Source organism: Streptomyces sparsogenes subsp. cuspidosporus (assembly GCF_039532705.1).
Classification (GTDB): domain Bacteria; phylum Actinomycetota; class Actinomycetes; order Streptomycetales; family Streptomycetaceae; genus Streptomyces; species Streptomyces sparsogenes.
Genome location: NZ_BAAASD010000069.1, coordinates 1 through 19271 on the forward strand (window position 1 = coordinate 1; position 19271 = coordinate 19271).

Below are 19271 nucleotides of genomic sequence, written 5' to 3' on the forward strand. Positions count from 1 at the left end.
GCCCCGGTGGCCGCGGTTCACACCGCGCGGCGGTCCACGCGGCGGGTGTGGGCGGTCGGGGTCGCGGCGGCGCTGCTGTGTGCCGGGGTGGTGAGCTTCTACGCGTCCGCCAGCCCCGACGGGCTGGAGAAGGTCGCCCAGGACAACGGCATCGACAAGAAGGCCGAGGACCACGCCGCCAAGGACTCCCCGCTCGCCGACTACGGGGTCAAGGACATCACCGACGCCCGGCTCTCCGGCGGCCTCGCCGGGGTGATCGGGGTCGGCGCGACGCTCGCCGTCGGCTCCGGGCTGTTCGTCGTCGTACGCCGCCGCAGCGGCAAGAAGGCCGAAGCCGCCGCCGCAACCGCCGCCCCCGCAGCGGCCACCGCGTCCGCCACCCCGCGCGCCCACGACTCGGAGACGGGCTGACATGGGCGCCGGCCATGCGCACAAGCTCTACCGCGAGGGCCGGTCGCCCGTGCACGCCCTCCCCGCGCAGTGCAAGATCGCCGCGGTGCTGTGCTTCGTCCTGGTCGTCGTGTCCACACCGCGCGAGGCCGTGTGGGCCTTCGGGGTGTACGCGGTGGCGCTCGCGGCGGTCGCGGCCGTGGCGCGGATCCCGGCGGGGTATGTGCTGCGGCGGCTGCTGATCGAGATCCCGTTCGTGGCGTTCGCCGTGCTGATGCCGTTCGTCGCGGACGGCGAGCGGGTGGCGGTGCTGGGGATGGAGCTGAGCCGCCCCGGGCTGTGGGGCGCCTGGAACATCCTGGCCAAGGGCACGCTCGGGGTCGCCGCTTCCGTGCTGCTGGCCTCCACGACCGAGCTGCGCGCCCTGCTGCTGGGGCTCCAGCGGCTGCGGATGCCTCCTCTCCTGGTCCAGATCGCGTCGTTCATGATCCGCTACGGGGACGTCATCTCCGACGAGATGCGCCGCATGCGGATCGCCCGCCAGTCGCGGGGCTTCGAGGCGCGCGGCGTGCGCCACTGGGGCGTGCTGGCCAAGTCGGCGGGGGCGCTGTTCATCCGCTCGTACGAGCGCGGTGAGCGGGTCCATCTGGCGATGGTCAGCCGGGGCTATGCGGGCACGATGCCGGTGATCGACGATATGACGGCGACCCGGGCGCAGTGGCTGTCCGCCGCGGCCCTCCCGCTGACCGCGCTGGTGGTCTGCCTGACCGGATGGATGTTGATATGACCGGCCCCTCTCCTGCCGAGAGCACCCCGCCCTCCCTCCAGGTGTCCGGCCTGGCCTACGCGTATCCCGACGGCCACCAGGCCCTCTTCGGCGTCGATCTGACCGTCGCCCGCGGGGAGCGGGTGGCGCTGCTCGGGCCCAACGGGGCGGGCAAGACCACCCTGGTGCTGCACCTCAACGGCATCCTGGGCGCGGGCGCCGGGACGGTCGAGGTGGCCGGGCTGCCGGTCGCCAAGCAGAACCTGGCCGAGATCCGCCGCCGGGTCGGCATCGTGTTCCAGGACCCCGACGACCAGCTGTTCATGCCGACCGTCCGCGAGGACGTCGCCTTCGGACCGGCCGCGGCCGGGCTGCGCGGCGCCGAGCTGGAGCGGCGGGTCGCGGCGGCGCTGGAGCGGGTGGGCATGGCGGAGTTCGCCGACCGCCCGCCGCACCACCTCTCCTTCGGGCAGCGGCGGCGCGTGGCGGTCGCCACCGTCCTGGCCATGGAGCCGGAGATCCTGGTGCTGGACGAGCCGTCCTCCAACCTGGATCCCGCCTCGCGCCGCGAACTGGCGGACATCCTGCGGTCCTTGGACGTGACGGTGCTGATGGTCACCCACGACCTGCCGTACGCGCTGGAGCTGTGCCCGCGCTCCGTGGTGCTCAGCGGCGGGGTGATCGCGGCCGACGGCCGTACCCAGGACCTGCTGTGCGACGAGGCGCTGATGCGGGAACATCGACTCGAGTTGCCCTTCGGTTTCGACCCCCGCTCGGTGACGGCCCCGGTCTGAGGTTTCCGGCGGGGGCGTTGCACCATGGGGGGAAGCACGCATCGCCCTCGGCATGGTGGGAGTACGGATCAGTGGTGGACGTCCAGGGCACGGTGGCCGACGGATTCGAACCGGTCCGGGACGCCTTCGTGGACAACTTCGCCCGGCGCGGCGAGCGGGGCGCGGCGGTGGCCGTGTACCGGGAGGGCCACAAGGTCGTCGATCTGTGGGCCGGCACGAAGGACGTCGAGGGAGGCGCGGAAGGGGCCGGCGGGGACGGGACCGGCGGGGACGGGGCCGGCGGCGAGCCGTGGGCCCAGGGCACCGCCCAGGTCGTCCGGTCCGTCACCAAGGGCATCGCCGCCGCGGTGCCGCTGCTGCTCCACCAGCGCGGCCAGCTCGACCTGGACGGCCGGGTCGGCACGTACTGGCCGGAGTTCAAGGCGAACGGCAAGGAGCGGGTGCTGGTCCGGCATCTGCTCAGCCACCGCGCCGGGGTGCCCGTGCTGGACACCCCGCTGGCCCCCGTCCAGGCCATCGACGGCTTCCACGGTCCGCGCGCGGTCGCCGCGCAGCGGCCCGTATGGGAGCCGGGCACCGCCCACGGCTACCACGCGCATACGTACAGCTGGCTGATCGGCGAGCTGGTCCGGCGGGTCACCGGGCGGACGATCGGGCGCTGGATAGCCGAGGAGATAGCCCGGCCGCTCGGCCTCGATCTATGGCTCGGGCTGCCCCGCGAACAGCGCGGCCGCGTCGGCCGGATCGGCCCGGTGGAGGCCCCGCCGGCGCCCGCCTCGCAGGGCCCGCGGCTGCGGCCCAAGCGGTCGGTCACCGAGGCCTACCAGAACCCCGACTCGCTCACCCGGCGGGCCTTCGGGGCGATCAGCCCCCTGCCCGACGAGAACGACCCCGCCTATCTGGAGGCCGAGCTGCCCGCCTCGGGCGGCGTCGCCACGGCCGACGCCCTGGCCCGCTTCTACGCGGCGCTGATCGGCCCGCTGCCCTCGGCGGGCCCCCTGCGGTCCGGCGGCCGCCTCTTCGCGCCCGCCACGCTGACCCTGGCCCGTACGGAGGAGTCGGCGGGGCCGGACGAGGTGCTGGTCGTCGGCACCCGCTTCGGCCTCGGCTACATGCTGCACGGCCCCGCCTCCCCGCTCCTCGGCCCGGGCTCCTTCGGCCACCCGGGCCGCGGCGGCTCCCTCGCCTTCGCCGACCCCGACTCGGGCGTCGCCTTCGGCTACGTCACCAACGGCATGCAGCGCGGCGTCACCGCCGACCCGCGCGCGCAGGCGCTGGTGCGGGCGCTGCGGGCCGCTCTCACGTGAGGCTCAGCCGCCGCCTGGAGGTGAGGCTCACCAGGTCTTGCCGGCCTGTTCCCGGATCGTGCGGTTGATCCGGTTGAAGAAGTTGGTGAGCGCGATCTCCAGGGTGATCGCGGACAACTGCTCCTCGCTGAAATGGCGGCCCGCGGCGTCCCAGATCTCGTCGGTCACCCCCGGCGCGCCGTCCTGGATCCGGGTGGCGGCCTCCGCCAGTTCGAGCGCCGCCCGCTCCTCCTCGGAGAAGAACGGCGTCTCACGCCACGCGACCACGTTGTGCAGCCGCTCCTCGGTCTCCCCGCGCTTCTTCGCCGACTGGACACCCGCGTATACGCACGGGCCGCAGCCGTTGATCTGGCTGGCCCGAAGGTGGACCAGCTCCAGCAGGCGCGGGTCGACGCCACCGGCGTGAATCGCCTTGAAGAGATGCTGGATCGCGGTGGTCACATCGGGATACGCCGCGCTCTTCATGCGTGCTTCCATCGGTCTCGCCCCTTCATCGGTTACCTGTGCCCGACCGGGCACGTCATCCCCATGACGGAGCGGACCCGAGGAAGGTGACAACATGTCCGGCCCCAGCCCGACGGACCCGGTGGCCGAGGCGTTCGAGGCCCAGCGCGACCGGCTGCGCGCGGTCGCCCACCGCATGCTCGGCTCGCACGCCGACGCCGAGGACGTGGTCCAGGAGGCATGGCTGCGGCTCTCCGGCCAGGACGCGGCGGCCATCCACAACCTCGCCGGCTGGCTGACCACGGTCGTCGGCCGCATCAGCCTCGACATCCTGCGATCGCGTCAGTCCCGTCCCCAGGCCTCCTATGACGACCGGCTGCCCGACCTCGTCGTGACGATCGACGACGGCGCCACCCCGGAGGACGACGCGGCCCTCGCCGACTCGGTCGGGCTCGCGCTCCTCGTCGTCCTCGACTCCCTCAGGCCGAGCGAGCGGCTGGCATTCGTGCTGCACGACCTGTTCGCGGTGCCGTTCGACGAAATCGGCCAGATCCTCGGCAAGTCCACCGCCGCCACCAAGATGCTCGCCAGCCGCGCCCGCAGGAAGGTCCGCGCGACGAAGCAGCCGACGGCCGTCGGGCGGGAACAGCGCGAGGTGGTCCAGGCCTTCCTGGCGGCGGCCCGCCACGGCGACTTCGAAGGCCTGCTGCGCGTGCTCGACCCCGAGGTGAAGCTGACCGTCGACACCCCCGACGGCGTGTTCGTCACCCTGGGCGCGACCGAAGTCGCCGCCGGCGCCCGACTCTCCGCCGACGCGGCCGTGCGGGGGCGGGCGGTGCTCGTGGGCGGCCTGCCCGGAATCGCGGCATGGCGCGAGGACGGCTCCCCTCTCTCCGTCGCGGCGTTCACCGTCACCGAAGCCCGGATCACCCGCATCGCGATCGTGATCGACCCGGCCAAACTCGCGTCAATGGACCTGCCGAGCCCTCCCCCTCGCGCTGCCGCTCCTGCGAGCCGCCCCAAGCCATGTCGATGACGGCCACGAGCCTGGCGCGTGCGAGCGCCACGCCTTGGCAGGGGCGTTGCGTCACGCCGGGCGGAGCCGTGATCATTGACCCGAGTACGCGAATATTGGCGCTGTGTCGTGGACGAGGTCCGGACAGCCGACCTAGCGTCGTCCTGGTAGCGGGGATCAGTCTGCGCACGAAGGGGGCACCATGACGCGAAGCGATCTGACCCGTCTCACCGGCAATACCCCTACCGGGAATGGAAGCGGATCGCCCTGGAGCACGCCGTGTCCTTCGAGGAGTGCGTGAAGGGCCTTGACCTTTGATCCGGGGCAGCTGGGTCAGTCGAAGGCTGACCTGGCAGAAACACTTCGTACGCTACGCAGGCGAGCCAACCGAACCCAGGTCTGGCTCGCTAAGCGCTGCAATATATCTCAGACCAAGCTCAGCAACATCGAGACCGGGCGGATTACCCCAAGCCTTATCGACGTTGAACTCATGCTGAGAGCTCTTGACGCCCCCATGGAGCTGGTCGCGGAGGCGATGGCCCTTGCAAGGCTTGCCAACACCGAATGGCAAGGCAAACGGGCATCGTGGCGCAGGGGTCTGGAGAAGCGCCAGGCAGAGCTGGCCGGCCTTGAAGCGGAGGCCAAGACACTCCGGTATTTTCTGCCTGCGATGGTGACCGGGCTCCTGGCCACGCCCGAATACATCAAGGCCAGTCTTGAGCACTCGCCGGTCGACATCTCCAAGACAGTGGCAAGAAAGCTGGATCGGCAGGCGGTCCTGTATGACACCACTAAGCGCTTTACCTTCCTGCTGACAGAGCAAGCCGTCAGGTGGACTGTTGTTCCCCGGGCGGCAATGGCCATACAGATCGACCGCCTTGTGTCGCTGTCTCATTTGCCGAATGTGCGTATCGGCGTGATCCCCTTCGGTGCCGCCGTAAGTCGAGGCCCCATGAATACCTTCACGGTCTACGACCAGCGCTTGGCGACAGTCGAGACTTTCACAGGGCGCATCGTGTTTCAGGATCCCAGGGACATCGCAGAACACCTGGCAGTGTTCGACCTGTATGAGCGTCACGCGCTCTTCGGAGAGGAGGCAAGGAACGTGCTCGGGGAATGGGCCGCTTCCTACCGCGCATGAGGGGCGGATCGGCCTTGCGGGCTGATGATAGGACCGCACGCAAGACAGCCGGCAGCCCAGGCGGTTGGCGACCCGGCCTTACGCGGGTTTATGCAACAACGGGCATAGTCCCGAGTGCGCATGGACGCGTTCGTCACGCTTCCTCTACCGTCGTGGTCAGTCGGTCCAAACAGGGCCGGAGCGAGGGGGTTTGGCATGTCTGGACGTACGGCGCTCACCCGGCTCACCAGCACGGGCACCGGTGACTGCGGAGAGAAGGACTGCCCGAACGTCTACCGCGATGAGGCGGACGGCGGAATCGTCGTCCAGGGGGAGCGGTGCGCCACGTTCCAGCCGCCGGCCGGTGAGGCGCTGGTGAAGATCCCCGAGCACGTTCTGAGGGAGGCCGTCCGTGCTCTTGGATGGTGAGGCGTGGAACGACTGCTTCGACTCCATGAAGCGAGAGGCGTGGCGGCTTGAAACACTGCCCGTCTACACCATGCCGCACGAAGCGGAGAAGTTCGAACGCTTTCTTGCCGGAGAGAAATCGCCCGACAACTACACCTCCGGCTGGATGGGCGAGATTCGGAAGTGGGCGAGCGAAGGCAAGAGTGTCGGCAGGGTTCACGTCGTAACCCGTCCTCTCTCGGACTACCTCCAGTTCGAGTTCGAATATTACTATCGGCGCCACGTCAAAGCCGGAGAGGACATCCGCATTCTCGATCTCACCGACAGGGAGAACCCGGGACTGCCTGGTCAGGATTTCTGGATGTTCGACGAATCCAAAGTCGTCCTGATGAACTACCGCGCTGACGGAACTCAGGTCAACCGGGAACTTTACGACGGGGACCCGGAACCATATAGGCAATGGAAGCGGATTGCCATTGCCGAGTCCGTCCCGTTCCTGGAGTACGTGAACGGGTGACGTTCGAGCCTGAGCAGCCGGGGTAGCCCAAACAGGAACTCGCTGCCCTGCTGAAAGAGCTACGCAAGCGAGCCGGCCTCTCCGGAGACCGGCTCGCTCTGCGTTGCAACATGTCTCAATCCAAAATCAGCCGGATCGAGAATGGCAAGGTACAGCCCAGTCTCCTTGATGTGGAACGGATCCTTCGTGCGGTCGATGCCTCGACCGAGGTGATCGCTGAGGTCACAGCACTGGCCAGGCTGGCAAACACCGAGTGGCAAGGATTCCGGTCGCTGCGGCGTAAGGGCCTGGAGAAGAAGCAGTCGGAGCTGGCGGCGCTGGAGTCTTCGTCCAGTGAGTTCCGGTACTTTCTGCTGTCGATGATCACGGGTCTTCTCTCGACTCCGGAATACATCCGGGCCAGCCTCGCTCATTCCACAGTGGACACGCGTAAGGTCGTAGCGAAGAAGCTGGAGCGTCAGGAAGTTCTGCATGACACCACGAAGCGGTTCACGTTCATTCTCACGGAGCAAGCCGTCAGGTGGCCCCTTGTTCCTCCCGCCGCCATGACCATGCAGATTGACCGTTTGGTTTCCATCACCTACCTGCCCAACGTGAGACTCGGAGTGATCCCCGTAAGGGGGCACATGCCCATAGCTCCGATGGACACATTCACGATCTATGACGATGTGCTGACCACTGTGGAGACCACTACCGGGGTCGTGATTCTGAGAGATCCCAGAGATATTGCCGAACACCTTGCCCTGTTCTCCGCGCTGGAGGGGTACGCGCTTTTCGGGGAAGAGGCCCGAGAGCAACTGTCCGCGTGGTCCTCTGCTTGCCGTTCATGATCTTTAGTCGGCAACGGGAATATTGACAGGCTCACTCAGCGCCCGCCGCTACCTTGGATATACGACCAAAGCTCTTCGGCTGCCGGACGTGCTACCACACGCCCAACATTGCTATGCCCTCAATGCGCCGGCGGAACCCTCGTGCTTGCCGCAACGCGCGGCCTATGAACTCCCGCCCCGGCGCTGGAAACCCTGGACAGGCCGAGCAGCCGGGGCGGGTGACCACACCGCAGAGGAACTCCCCTGCGGTCCACTGGCCATGCCATCGACGGTACGGCGGCGTGGCCCATCGCGAAAGAGGAGGTTGGCAGATGAGCGCTGCGGCCGTCGATTCGTACGAGACGCGCACGCCCGACGCGGAAGGGTGGCGCGGAGTCCCGTTCCCGCACCCGCGTGACCTGGCGACCGCGCAGGCCGACGGAGGGAAGCACGACGGAGGACCGATTCCTCCCGAGGCCCCCCGTGACCCCGCTCCGCAGGGAGGGGATGGCGAGTAGAGCTGGGGCGTCCCTGGGCCCCGGCGACGGTCTGTTCGCCGGGGCCCTCGCGCGCCTGAGTGACTAGTGGTCGAACTTTCCCTGCCTGACGCCCAGGAGGAACGCTTGCCATGCTCCTCGGGTGAACGTCAGGTGAGGGCCGTGCTTGTCTTTGCTGTCCCGTACGGCACGGCCGCTGTCGGCTGTGCCCGCAACCTCTACACAGTTGTTCTCTGCGCCGGAGTATGACGACTTCCGGTACGGTCCTATACCTTCAGGGGTCACTTCGCGTCTTCCTTGCTGCTCCGCAGTATGCCCCGGATGAGCCGTCGGCTCGCTTCCGGTGCCAGAGCTGCCGATCGTAGCTGGTCAAAGGCGAGGGAGTAAGCCGTAAGGTCCTCGGTCGCTTCGAGGATGGATGACCCGCGCAAGTTGTCCAGCGTCACTGCTTCCACGACGGGTTCCGAGTCGAAAGAGAAGCACGAAAAGGCGGACGGCATCGTGGCTTTCACACCTGCCGAGATGGGCAGCACCTGAAGCGTCACGTTCTGCCTCTTGCTCACTTCGAGGATGTGAGCCAACTGCTCCTGGAAGATCCCGATCTCCACGACAGGGTGGATGATGACCGGTTCCCAGATGATCGCCGTGTATTCTGCCGCTCCCTCCCTCTCCTGGATCTTGGTCTGGCGATCCTCCCTCACCTTGACCAGTTTCGGAACCCTGTCGGGGTCGATGAAGGCGGGCGCACTTCTGATGACCGCCTCGGCGTAGGCAGGGATTTGCAACAGCCCCGGAATCAGTGCCGGTTGCCACTCGCGGATAAATGTGGCGTCGTCCTCGAGGCAGATGTGGTCCAGGTAGTCCGCTCGAAGGTGTGCGGCATGCTCCAACCACCAGCCGCGCCGATTCGCGTTCTTGGCCAGGTCCTCAAGTTTCTTGCGGATGGCCGGATCGTGCACGCCGTACGCCTTGAGCATTTCGCGGATCTCAAGGGGGCGAGCCGTGACATGCCCGCTTTCGATGCGGCTGACCCTGGTTTGAGACGCCGAGATCACTTCAGCGGCTTGCGGCTGGTCGAGCTTCGCGGCGTGTCGGTACCTCTTGAGTGCTGCGCCGAGTCGCCTACTGCGCACCGTGGGCCGTCCCCCTGCTGGCATAGATCCCGCCCTCTCCTCCGCCTGCCCAGCGTGCTGCCGGGCTCCACTGTAGGGCCAGCCGGCACGATAGAGCGGACCCTGTACCCGCATGTATGCGGTAGTGAGACTTGCGGTAGTGAGTGCTTGCCGCATAGCCTCAAGTGAGCGCGCCGCTACGGACGGTGCGGACATGACGATGGGTCAGGGGGTACGCACATGCCCACCACCGCTGTGGCGGACCAACGCCGGGACACCTTCCGTGTCTCCAAACACAAGCGCAGCCTCCCGGGTGTACGGACCCGCATACGGAAGACCCTCGCGGACTGGGGGATCAGCGGCACCCTCGCCGACGACGTGACCCTGTCCGCTGACGAACTGGTGTCCAACGCCATCCGCCATTGCCGCGTGACGTTCGCCCTGATCGAGATCTCTGTCTCGGTCCAGGGTCAAGCCTTGCTCGTCGAGGTCTCCGACCCCGACAGAGACAGGATCCCCCGGCTCCGGGCCCCCGGCCCGGACGAGGAGAGCGGACGCGGGCTGTACCTCGTCTCACAGTTGGCGGACTCGTGGGGCCACAGGCACGGGAGGCACAGCAAATGCGTCTGGGCGCGCTTCGTGATCGCGGACAGGGGTTGCTGACCTTGCTGGGCCCTATCGTTCGAATCCTCGCCCGGATGATGGCCCTCTGGCCGTTCCATCCCCCGCGAGGCAGGCACAGGCGAGGCGCCCCGGCGCCAGTCGGCCGGCCGCTGCCGGGAGCCGTGCGCGGGCAGCCGACGCCGGAGGTGCGGCGGTCCCACGTCCCCTCCGGGCAAGCGCGCCGCGATACGGGGCAGACGGAGTGGGTGGACACGGGGCCGCTCGTACGGGCCTACGTGGTCCTGCACGAAGAACGGCAGCACGCCCTCTCGCTCCGCCTGGGCATGGGCGGACAGGCCACCGGCCTGAAAGGAGCAACCCCATGACCGACCACGCACGGGCGGACAACACCCCGGGCCGAGACGCTGAGTCGAAGGCGTGGTCCGCGTTCATCACGCACGCCGCTGTGTGCAAGGGCCGGTGCCGCACACACGGTGAGGACTGCGAGACAGCGGCGGAACTGCGCACACTGTGGCGCGCGGCACGCGCCGAGGTCTTCGGCCAGGACATGAAGTGACACTCTCGGACGGCTGTCATTCCCCGGTCGCGGGCTCACAGTTCGCGGATCGACGCTGGTGAGAGATGGTCCGGTCCTTGTAGAAGGACGGCTGGAGCCGGCCGGTCAGCGTGAGGAAGGCGACGAACGCGCCTGTGACGGTCCAGCCGGGCCATCCGGCCATACCCATGTGCAGGGGATCCAGGGTCGCCTGGGGATCGGCGAACTCCTTGACCATGCCCACACTCACCGAACTCACGAACGCGTGGCCGATGACAGCGGGTACGACCGAGCCGGAGCGCAGCCGCAGCCAGGTGAAGACCGGCAGGATGAGGACGCAACTCACCAGCATGGCGGGCACCGACACGTACCAGGGCCGCCCCGGGTACTGGCCGCCCATGAGCAGCGTGGGCAGGTGCCACAAGGCGAAGGCCGCGCCGGTGACCACGTACGCCCGTATCAGGCGCCGGCGGCCACCGTCCCGTGCGAGGCGCGGGAAGAGGTAACCCTGCCAGCCCAGTTCCTCGCCGAAGAACAACGGCAGCGACACCAGCATGTTCAGCACGGCTCCGGCCGCCCACGCACCGAGCCCGTTCCAGTGCACGCCACCGAATGGGTAGCGGCCGGCGAAGGTGCCGATGACAAGAGCGGCCGTGGTGAGGCCGGCGGGGACGACGAAAGCCGTCAGGCACTCCCGTGCGGCACGCCCCCAGGGCTTGGTCCAGCGTAGGGCGAGAGTGTCCCGTATCCGACCGCTGCGCTCGACACGGCGAACCACGAGGATCGCGGCGAGGGCGGGGGCCAACATCGCGGCCGCGATGCACACCTGCTCGAGCGCGCCGGTCTCCTCCCGTGCGTCGCCGCGCCGGTAACCACTGGCCAGGAGCGGTGACATGGCCGCCCACATGCCGACGTAGGCGACAGCGAGGAAGACAAACAGGCCGCGTCGCCGGTTGGCGAAGGGTGGGGAGCCGGTTGAGAGCGTCATGACATGGACGCTACGGATCAGCACAGCGGCGAAGAATGGAGCCCGGGCGTGTCTCGACGGGGGAGCCCACTCCACTTTTGCCACGGGAGTCTGCTCTACCCGGCGAAACTGACGTCGTGGGTTTGCGGTGAGTATGAGACAGTGACACGCCGACCCCACGGCGTGTCACTGTCCGATACTCACCGCAAATCCCCTCGCGCCGTTGTGGGCAGCCGCCTTCAGGACCCCGACGGGGCCACCAGCCCCGCCTCGTAGGCGAGGATCACCAGCTGCACCCGGTCGCGGGCGTCGAGTTTGGCGAGGAGACGGGTGAGATAGGTCTTGGCGGTGGCCACGCTGATGCACAGCCGGTCGGCTATCTCGGCGTTGGACAGGCCGCTGCCGACCAGGGTCAGAACCTCGCGCTCGCGGTCGGTGATGCCGCCGAGCTGCGCGCGGCGCGGGGGCGTGGTCGTGGGGCGGGCGGCGAACTCCTTGATGAGCCGGCGGGTGACGCTCGGGGCGATCAGGGCGTCGCCGGAGGCGACGACGCTGATAGCGGCGAGGATGTCGTCCAGGGCCATGTCCTTCACCAGGAACCCGGAGGCGCCGGCGCGCAGCGCGCCGTAGACGTAGTCGTCGTCGTCGAAGGTCGTGAGGACAACCACGCGGGCCGTGCCGGGGCCGGTGGTGATCAGGCGGGTGGCCTCGATGCCGTCCATGCCGGGCATCCGGATGTCCATCACCACGACATCGGGGGCGAGTTCGGCCGTCAGCCGGACCGCTTCGGCGCCGTCTCCGGCCTCGCCCACGACCTCGACGTCCGGGGCGTCGGTGATGACCATCCGCAGGGCGGCCCGTACCAGGGGCTGGTCGTCCGCCAGGAGGACTCGTGCGGACGTGACGCCGCTGTCGCCGGGGTCCCGAGTGGTCATGGCAGAAGCGTAGGTCAGTGGGTACGCGCGTCCGCCGGGAGCGGCAGGCGGGCCGCGACCCGGAAGCCGCCGTCGGTGGCGGGTCCGGCGGTGAAGTCACCGTGCAGGAGGGCGATGCGCTCGCGCATGCCCACCAGGCCGTACCCCGTGTCGTGCCCGGCGTCCGGGGCGGGGCCCTCCCCCCGGTCGCGGACCTCGATGGCGAGCTCGTCGTCGCCGTAGTCCACGCTCACCCGGCAGGAGTCGGCGCCCGAGTGGCGTACGACATTGGTCACCGACTCCTGGACGATCCGGAACGCCGCGAGGTCGAGGTCCGGGGGCAGCGGGCGGCGCCTGCCCTGCCAGCGGACCTCCACGCGGACGCCGGCGGCGGTCGTGGTCGCGGCGAGTCGCTCCACGTCGGCCAGGCCCACGGCCGGGCGCAGCGAGGCCGGGGCGGCGGGCTCCCGTGGAGCCTCGGCGGCCCGGGCGGTTGTCCGGGCGGTGGTTTGGCCGGTTGTCGGGGCGGCGGTCCGGGCGGTTGTCCGAGCGGTGTCCTGGCCCGCCATGCCGTCGGCCTCCCGGTCCGCCTGGCGCAGCGCCCCCAGCATCCGCCGCAGCCCGGCCAGGGTCTCGCGGCCCGTCTTCTCCACGGTGAGCATCGCCTCGCGGGCCCGGTCCGGCTGGGTCTCGATGACCCGGGCCGCGGCGCCGGCCTGCAGGGCGATGATGCCGATGCTGTGGGCCACCGTGTCGTGCATCTCGCGGGCGATGCGCAGCCGTTCCGCGGTGACGGCCTGGGCGGCGGCCCGGGCGTGCAACTCCTCGGTGTGGAGGCGGGACTGGCGTATCGAGTTGCCGACGAGCCAGGCGATGACCACGATCAGGGCGATGTACGGGTCCGAGCCGAGCGCGTCCTGCTCCCCGAGGCCCAACCGCAGGGCCAGGTAGCAGGGCAGCGTGGCGAGCGCCGCCGCGGCCGCGATGAGCGAGGTCCGCCGGGGACGGGTGGCAGCGATGTAGCAGAGGGCGATGTCCACACCCAGGTACTGCACGGGCGGGATCTCGTGCTGGCGCCACGCCACCGTCGAGAAGACCGTACCGGCGAGCAGCAACCCGTAGCCCGTCGACGTCCTGCGGCGGAGCTGCGCGCTTCCGGCCATGATCATCACGAACGCGATGGCGAGCAGCAGCCGGGCCGACAGCGGGTCCAGGCCGTGGCGGGGGTAGCTGAGCGAGTACTTCCGGCTCGGCGGCATCAGGACGTACTCCACGATGGGTTCCACCGCCACCACGAACCACACCAGCCCCACCCACAGACCCGGCGGTATGCGCTTGAGCAGCGGCACAGATGGTGAGGTGGACATGGCCGGATGGTAATGGCGGGGCCGGTGGCCGGACATCGGACCGTGGCTGTACAACCGGGGTCGACACGGGCTCCGGCGATTGTCGGCGTCGGTCCGACGACGCGCGGGGCCGCCCGGCGGCACCGTTGCCCCCGTGATCGAAGTCAAGCAACTCACCAAGCGGTACGGCGGCACGACGGCCGTCAAGGACCTGACCTTCACGGTGGATCCCGGCCAGGTGACCGGGTTCCTGGGGCCCAACGGGTCGGGCAAGAGCACCACCCTGCGGATGATCCTCGGCCTGCACGAGCCCACCAGCGGCACGGTCACCGTGGAGGGCCGCCCCTTCCGCTCCCGCCCCCGCGGGCTGCGCCACGTCGGCTCGCTGCTCGACGCGCAGGAGGTGCACGGCGGGCGCAGCGCCGTGGCGCACCTGTCGGCCCTGGCCCGGAGCAACCGCATCCCGCGCCGGCGGGTGGACGAGGTGCTGGAGCGGGTCGGCCTGGCCGAGGTCGCCGGGCGCCGGATCGGGGGCTTCTCGCTCGGCATGAAACAGCGGCTCGGCATCGCGGCCGCGCTGCTCGGCGACGCGCCGGTGCTGCTCTTCGACGAGCCGCTCAACGGCCTCGACCCGGAGGGCGTGAAGTGGGTGCGCGACCTGTTCCGGGGGCTGGCCGCCGAGGGCCGCACCGTGTTCGTCTCCAGCCATCTGATGTCCGAGATGGAGCACACCGCCGACCAGTTGATCGTCATCGGCCGTGGCGAGCTGATCGCGGCGGAGAGCCTCGAGGAGTTCTCGGCCCGTGGCACCCGCCGGAGCGTCATGGTGGGCACGCCCGACACCGAGATCCTGCGGGACCTGCTGGCGGCCGAGGGCGCGGCGGTGCGCGCGGACGGCCGGCTGCTGACCGTGACCGGGCTGAGCGCGGCCCGGGTCGGGGAGATCGCCCTCGTGCACCGCGTCCCGCTGAATCACCTCAGCACCCGGTCGGGCTCTCTGGAGGAGGCGTTCATGGAGCTCACCGCCGACAGCGTCCAGTACCTGGCAGGAGAGCCCCGATGACCATGACCGCCGCGTACCCCCGGGCCACCGAACCCCGCCCCCGGTTCTCCGATCTGGTCGCCGCCGAGTGGATCAAACTCCGGTCCCTGCGCTCGACCTGGCTCGGGTACGGGGCCACCGCGCTGGCCGTCATCGGGTTCAACGTGGGCACCGCCTATGACACCTACCACTACTGGTCGGAGGAGGACGCGGGGGACCGGGCCGACTTCGTCCGGGACGGGATCCCGCTCCAGGAGGCCTTCACCGGGAACGCCGCCACGGTCATGGTGCTCGCGCTCGGCGCGCTCGGTGCCATGGCCGTCCTCGGGGAGTACGCCTCGGGCACCATCCGTACGACGTTCGCGGCCGTTCCCGCGCGCCGTTCGGTGATGGCGGCCAAGGCGGTGGTGGTCACCGCTGTGACGGCCGTCTTCGGCGCGTTCGTCGCGGGGGTCTCGTTCGCCGCCACCCAGGCGATCCTGGACAGGAGGGGCCTGGGCGTCTCGCTCGGCGACCCGGGCGCGCTGCGCGTCGTGGTGGCGTCCGCGCTGCTCGCGCCGCTGTGCGCGCTCGTCGGTCTGGCCCTCGGCACGGTCCTCCGGCAGACCGCGGCCACCATGGTCGCTTCCGTTGTGGTCCTCCTGGTGCTGCCGGTGGCTCTCACCGACGGCCGCCACTGGTCGGCGGTCGCCTCCCACAGCACGCTCTACCAGGCGTGGACCCGGCTGGTGTCGGTCGCGTACCACCCGCTCCACCACCCGTGGACGATCGCGGGGGCCTGGACCGTCTACGGGGTGTGGGCGGTCGCCGCGGCCGTGATCGCCGTCGCCGCCGTACACCGGCGTGATCAGTGAACGACAACTCCTCCCCAGGCGGACGACTGCCCCGCCCCTGACCGGGAAATGACCATGAGGACGCCCCGCCACCCCGGTTGGGCGTGTCACCGGACGGGTCCCGGTCGTGAAAGGAGCAGCGGGTGCGGCGGTTCGAGGGTTATGCGGTCGTACTCACCGGCGCGGGCCGGGGCATCGGCGAGGTCACCGCCCGCCGCTTCGCCGCCGAGGGCGCCCGGGTGCTGATCACCGACCTCGACGGCGAGCGGGCCGCGAAGGCGGCCGCGGCGATACGGGCCGACGGCGGCGAGGCCGAGTCGCTGGCCTGCGACGTCGCCGACCGCGCGGCGGTCGAGGCCGCCGTCGCGCACGCCGTGGACCGCTTCGGCCGGCTCGACGTGCTCGTCAACAACGCCCTGTCCTGCCACCCCGACACCCCGCTCTTCGAGGACCAGCCGGACGACGAGTGGCAGCAGGACCTCGACATCACCCTGAGCGGCGCCTTCCGCTGCGCCCGCGCCGCGCTGCCCCACCTGGCCGCGGCGGGCGGGCGGGGCGCGATCGTCAACGTCGGCTCGGTCAACGGCGAGCAGGACTTCGGCAACCACGCCTACAGCGCCGCCAAGGCGGGCCTGGCGAGCCTCACCCGCACCCTCGCCGGCGACGCCGCCCCCCGTGGCGTCCGCGTCAACCTCGTCGCCCCCGGCACCGTCCGCACCCCCAACTGGGACGGCAGGGAGGACACCCTCGCCCGCGCCGCCCACGTCTACCCCCTGGGACGCGTCGGGGAGCCCGCCGACATCGCCGCCGCGATCACCTTCCTGGCGTCCTCCGACGCCGCCTGGATCACGGGCGTCACCCTCCCGGTGGACGGCGGGCTCCTGATCAGCAACCTGGGTCTGCAGGCCGCCTTCCGGGGCGACTCCTGACCCGCGACTCCTGACCCGCGACGCCTAACCCGTGACGCCCAGCGAGGCGAAGTCGTAACTGCCCGAGTAGGCGTCACTCGTGTAGACGTTGGTCAGCCGGGGGCCGCGCCAGCTGTAGCTCTTCATGAAGACCAGGGGGACATAGGCGGCGGCGTCGGAGATCCTCCGGTTGATCTGGGCGTACACCTCCCCGGACTTCCGGGGGTCCTGCTCGGCGATCGCCTTGTCGAAGAGGCCGTTGATGGATTCGTCGTCCAGGTCGGCGACGTTGAAATTCCCGGAGGGCGTGATGAAGCGGCCGTCGGCCAGGGGCTGCAGGAATCCCTGGCCGGTCGGGAAGTCACCCAGCCACCGCTGGACGATGATGCCGTAGCCCTTCTTCTTGACGATCGAGGGCGTGCCCACGGTCCGGTAGTAGTCGGCGAATCCGATCTGCTTGATGTCGACCTTGATCCCGACCGAGGCCAGTGAGGACTGCAGCGACTCGGCGCCGCTCAGCTCCTCGGGCCGGCTGCTGGTCACCACGAGGGTGGTCCGGAAGCCGTTGGGTTTGCCGCAGGCCTCCAGCTCCTTCTTCGCCTGGGCGATGTCCGCCTTTCCCCCGTTCTTGACCACGTCGTACGGGTCGTCGGTGGGGTCCGCTCCCGCGATGCCCGGGGGGAGCATGTTGGTGGCGATCTCACCGCTGGCGGCGGGGCCGCCGAAGGCCGTTTGCACGGATCGCCGGTCCGCCGCGTGGACGACCGCCTTGCGGCAGTGGATGTTGTCGAACGGTTTGACGGTGCGCGGCAGGGCCAGGTAGCGGATGCCCAGGGTGTACGGGTCGTCCAGGCGGGACTTGAGCCTGTCGGTGTTCACGGCCTTGGCGACGGCGTCCTTGGAGAGCGTGGTCGGCTCCAGGTCCACGTCGTACCGGCCGCTGAGGAGTCCGTTGCTCCGGGCGCTGTCGTTCCCCACGAAGTCGACCGTGATCCGGTCGGGCAGTGCGGTGCGGATGGGGTCGGACTTCTGCTTCCACGCCGTGTTGCGGACCAGCTCGAGCGACGTGCCCGGCCGGTACGCGCCGAATTTGTACGGCCCGGAGGAGAAGGGCCGCTTGCCGTAGTCGGCCTTGGTGTCCTTCGCCCTCGGCACGGGCGAGCCGGCCGGCATCGCCAGCATGTGCTCGAAGTCGCCGTTCGGCTTGGCCAGGTGGAAGACGATGGTCTTGGAGTCGGGGGTCTTGATGGTCTTCAGACCCAGCTCGTCGTCCTTGTAGGGGCCCTTGTACGTGCCTTTGGGGTCGAGGACCTGCTTGAGGTAGGCCGGGCCGCCGGAGATGACATCGGTGGCCCAGGCCCGCTCGATGCCGTATTTGACGTCCTCGGAAGTGATGGCCGAGCCGTCCTCCCAGGTGATGCCGTCGCGCAGGGTGTAGGTGTACGTCTTGCCGTCGTCGCTCACCTCGGCCTTGCGCGCGGCGAGGTCCGGGACCAGCTCGGCACCGTCGTGGCCCTGCTCGGGGGCGTAGGTGACCAGCTGGCGGGTGAAGTAGCGGGAGAAGTTCCACACATAGCCGTAGTAGCCGCGCTGCGGATCCCAGGAGTCGGCGTCCATCCTGCCGACGAACTTCAGCGTGCCGCCCTTGGCCTTGGACGGGTTGACGACGCCGTGGGCCGCGTCGTTGTACTCGGGGGCGGGAGCCGGGGCCGGCTTCGGGCCGCTCGTCGCCGTCGGCGACTTGTGCGCGGCCGGCTCCTTGCCGGAGTCGTCCCCCATCCAGCCGTTCACCAGCGGGATGCCGGCGGCCAGCAGGCCGGCGGCGACCGCCGCCGCTATGGCGGAGCGGACGAGGACCCGGCGCCTGCCCGGCCCGCCGCCGGGGGCCGCGGCCGGCACCGGAGCCGGACCCGGGGCGAAGGCCGGAGGCCAGCCGGGCGGCGGTGTGGACGGAGGGCCGGACAGCGGCCCGGGCGGTGGCGTGGACGGTGGGGGCGTGGACGGCGGCCCGGACGGCGGCGTGGACGGAGGCCCGGGCGGGGGCGGCGGGGGTGCCTGCCCGGGGGCGTACGGCGGGGCCGGCGGGCCGAAGGCGGGCCCGGCGGGGGCCGCGTTGCGCGCCAGGGCGAGGCCGCCCGCGGTGCCCCCGTCGCGCTTGTGCGGCAGCGGCCGCCCCTTGGCGCCCAGCGCCGCGTACACCCGCGCGTACACCGTCTCCAGGTCGAGCGGTTCGGGCCCGCCCGGCACCCCGTCGTTCAGCAGCCTGAGCAGCTCGCCGGTGAAGGCCGTGTGGGGCTCGCCGGGCGGGGCGAACGCGAAGCTGTTGTCGGGGACGGCGGCCAGCAGGCAGGCGCCCTCGATCGCCGACCGGTCGATCAGCGCCTCGACCCCGTCGACGAAGCCGGGCACCTCACGGCTGAGGCAGCAGTCGAGCAGCATCACCCGGCGGCGAGCCCGCCCGTCGAGCACGACGTCGCGCAGGGTGGCGTAGGCCAGTCCCGTGTAGGACCGCTGCCGCACCGACCCGGTGAGGCTGAGGAACAGCTCGCCGCGGCGCTGCTCGACCAGGCCGTGGCCGGCCACGTACACCAGCAGGGCGTCGGTGGCCTCCTCGGCGGCGGCCCGGACGGCGTCCAGGACCTCGACCGCGCTGCCGGGGTTCTCGATGACCGTGCAGTGCTCGGGCGCCAGCCCCCACGCGTGCGGGGCGCACAGGGCGGCGGCCAGCGCGCGGAGGTTGTTCGCCACCGCCGGGAGCGGCTCCAGGTGGTCGTAGCGGCTGGTGCCGATGAGCACCGCCCGTGAGGCGGCCGGCTCGGGCAGGACCGTCACAGCAGCCGTCCCCCCTCCGCGCCGCCGGGTGCGGCGGCGATCCGCCGCGGCCCCCGCTCCCCACCGCTCACGTCCCTGTCGAACCGCAACG

21 protein-coding genes are annotated in these 19271 nt (G+C 70.2%); 14 read left to right on the forward strand and 7 right to left on the reverse strand.

All coding sequences use genetic code 11. The features are described 5' to 3' along the window. The 4 genes from ABFY07_RS40340 to ABFY07_RS40355 all read left to right on the forward strand — a co-directional run. Positions 1 to 411 (forward strand): PDGLE domain-containing protein (locus tag ABFY07_RS40340; RefSeq protein WP_346179233.1); only part of this gene is annotated, 411 nt, incomplete at its 5' end. A 1-nt stretch (position 412) separates the two neighbouring features. Continuing rightward, positions 413 to 1177 (forward strand): cobalt ECF transporter T component CbiQ, encoded by a 765-nt coding sequence (gene cbiQ, locus ABFY07_RS40345; protein WP_346179234.1) that lies wholly within the window; start codon positions 413 to 415, stop codon positions 1175 to 1177. Then, on the forward strand, positions 1174 to 1950 hold the full coding sequence (locus ABFY07_RS40350) for an energy-coupling factor ABC transporter ATP-binding protein (RefSeq protein WP_346179235.1): 777 nt from the start codon (positions 1174 to 1176) through the stop codon (positions 1948 to 1950). The genes cbiQ and ABFY07_RS40350 overlap by 4 nt, the downstream gene beginning before the upstream one ends. Positions 1951 to 2021: 71 nt before the next feature. Continuing rightward, positions 2022 to 3257: a serine hydrolase domain-containing protein gene (locus tag ABFY07_RS40355; protein ID WP_346179236.1), complete on the forward strand. Its 1236-nt coding sequence runs from the start codon at positions 2022 to 2024 to the stop codon at positions 3255 to 3257. A gap of 27 nt (positions 3258 to 3284) precedes the next feature. On the opposite strand, the gene ABFY07_RS40360 is transcribed toward ABFY07_RS40355, so the two are convergent. Beyond that, positions 3285 to 3734 carry a carboxymuconolactone decarboxylase family protein gene (locus ABFY07_RS40360; RefSeq protein WP_346179237.1) on the reverse strand — a complete coding sequence of 150 codons (450 nt, stop codon included), beginning with the start codon at positions 3732 to 3734 and terminating at the stop codon, positions 3285 to 3287. An 82-nt stretch (positions 3735 to 3816) separates the two neighbouring features. Between ABFY07_RS40360 and ABFY07_RS40365 the strand changes: the two genes are divergently transcribed. The 5 genes from ABFY07_RS40365 (at position 3817) to ABFY07_RS40385 (ending at position 7591) form a co-directional block, all read left to right on the forward strand. Further along, positions 3817 to 4737: a sigma-70 family RNA polymerase sigma factor gene (locus ABFY07_RS40365; RefSeq protein WP_346179238.1), complete on the forward strand. Its 921-nt coding sequence runs from the start codon at positions 3817 to 3819 to the stop codon at positions 4735 to 4737. A 286-nt stretch (positions 4738 to 5023) separates the two neighbouring features. Further along, on the forward strand, positions 5024 to 5857 hold the full coding sequence (locus ABFY07_RS40370) for a helix-turn-helix domain-containing protein (RefSeq protein ID WP_346179239.1): 834 nt from the start codon (positions 5024 to 5026) through the stop codon (positions 5855 to 5857). A 195-nt stretch (positions 5858 to 6052) separates the two neighbouring features. Next, entirely contained in the window at positions 6053 to 6265 is a 213-nt protein-coding gene (locus ABFY07_RS40375; RefSeq protein WP_346179240.1) for a hypothetical protein, read from the forward strand. Further along, complete coding sequence (locus tag ABFY07_RS40380) at positions 6249 to 6761, forward strand: DUF6879 family protein (RefSeq protein ID WP_346179241.1); 513 nt, start codon at positions 6249 to 6251, stop codon at positions 6759 to 6761. Before ABFY07_RS40375 ends, ABFY07_RS40380 begins: the two co-directional genes overlap by 17 nt. Positions 6762 to 6808: 47 nt before the next feature. Next, positions 6809 to 7591 (forward strand): helix-turn-helix domain-containing protein, encoded by a 783-nt coding sequence (locus tag ABFY07_RS40385; protein WP_346179259.1) that lies wholly within the window; start codon positions 6809 to 6811, stop codon positions 7589 to 7591. A 560-nt stretch (positions 7592 to 8151) separates the two neighbouring features. Here ABFY07_RS40385 and ABFY07_RS40390 read toward each other — a convergent pair. Both ABFY07_RS40390 and ABFY07_RS40395 read right to left on the reverse strand, forming a co-directional pair. Continuing rightward, positions 8152 to 8352: a DUF397 domain-containing protein gene (locus ABFY07_RS40390; RefSeq protein ID WP_346179242.1), complete on the reverse strand. Its 201-nt coding sequence runs from the start codon at positions 8350 to 8352 to the stop codon at positions 8152 to 8154. Beyond that, positions 8349 to 9224, reverse strand: a complete 876-nt coding sequence (locus ABFY07_RS40395; RefSeq protein WP_346179243.1) for a helix-turn-helix domain-containing protein — start codon at positions 9222 to 9224, stop codon at positions 8349 to 8351. Before ABFY07_RS40395 ends, ABFY07_RS40390 begins: the two co-directional genes overlap by 4 nt. A 195-nt stretch (positions 9225 to 9419) precedes the next feature. Between ABFY07_RS40395 and ABFY07_RS40400 the strand changes: the two genes are divergently transcribed. Continuing rightward, positions 9420 to 9842: an ATP-binding protein gene (locus ABFY07_RS40400; RefSeq protein ID WP_346179244.1), complete on the forward strand. Its 423-nt coding sequence runs from the start codon at positions 9420 to 9422 to the stop codon at positions 9840 to 9842. Between the two features lie 322 nt (positions 9843 to 10164). Then, positions 10165 to 10359 (forward strand): hypothetical protein, encoded by a 195-nt coding sequence (locus tag ABFY07_RS40405; RefSeq protein WP_346179245.1) that lies wholly within the window; start codon positions 10165 to 10167, stop codon positions 10357 to 10359. Between the two features lie 16 nt (positions 10360 to 10375). On the opposite strand, the gene ABFY07_RS40410 is transcribed toward ABFY07_RS40405, so the two are convergent. The 3 genes from ABFY07_RS40410 to ABFY07_RS40420 form a co-directional block, all read right to left on the reverse strand. Continuing rightward, positions 10376 to 11326: a CPBP family intramembrane glutamic endopeptidase gene (locus ABFY07_RS40410; protein WP_346179246.1), complete on the reverse strand. Its 951-nt coding sequence runs from the start codon at positions 11324 to 11326 to the stop codon at positions 10376 to 10378. Between the two features lie 218 nt (positions 11327 to 11544). Continuing rightward, positions 11545 to 12240 (reverse strand): response regulator, encoded by a 696-nt coding sequence (locus ABFY07_RS40415; protein ID WP_346179247.1) that lies wholly within the window; start codon positions 12238 to 12240, stop codon positions 11545 to 11547. A gap of 14 nt (positions 12241 to 12254) precedes the next feature. After that, positions 12255 to 13586 carry a sensor histidine kinase gene (locus tag ABFY07_RS40420; protein WP_346179248.1) on the reverse strand — a complete coding sequence of 444 codons (1332 nt, stop codon included), beginning with the start codon at positions 13584 to 13586 and terminating at the stop codon, positions 12255 to 12257. Positions 13587 to 13719: 133 nt separating this feature from the next. On the opposite strand from ABFY07_RS40420, the gene ABFY07_RS40425 reads away from it, so the two are divergent. The 3 genes from ABFY07_RS40425 to ABFY07_RS40435 all read left to right on the forward strand — a co-directional run bounded on the left by ABFY07_RS40425 (position 13720) and on the right by ABFY07_RS40435 (position 16369). Next, positions 13720 to 14628: an ABC transporter ATP-binding protein gene (locus tag ABFY07_RS40425; protein ID WP_346179249.1), complete on the forward strand. Its 909-nt coding sequence runs from the start codon at positions 13720 to 13722 to the stop codon at positions 14626 to 14628. Then, the gene (locus ABFY07_RS40430) at positions 14625 to 15461 is read left to right on the forward strand and encodes an ABC transporter permease (protein WP_346179250.1); all 837 of its coding nucleotides are present in this window, start codon (positions 14625 to 14627) and stop codon (positions 15459 to 15461) included. The genes ABFY07_RS40425 and ABFY07_RS40430 overlap by 4 nt, the downstream gene beginning before the upstream one ends. Positions 15462 to 15583: 122 nt before the next feature. Then, a complete protein-coding gene (locus tag ABFY07_RS40435) occupies positions 15584 to 16369 on the forward strand; it encodes an SDR family NAD(P)-dependent oxidoreductase (RefSeq protein WP_065963608.1) in 786 nt (261 codons plus the stop codon). A gap of 24 nt (positions 16370 to 16393) precedes the next feature. On the opposite strand, the gene ABFY07_RS40440 is transcribed toward ABFY07_RS40435, so the two are convergent. Beyond that, on the reverse strand, positions 16394 to 19180 hold the full coding sequence (locus ABFY07_RS40440; protein ID WP_346179251.1) for a caspase, EACC1-associated type: 2787 nt from the start codon (positions 19178 to 19180) through the stop codon (positions 16394 to 16396). Positions 19181 to 19271: the final 91 nt, after the last annotated feature.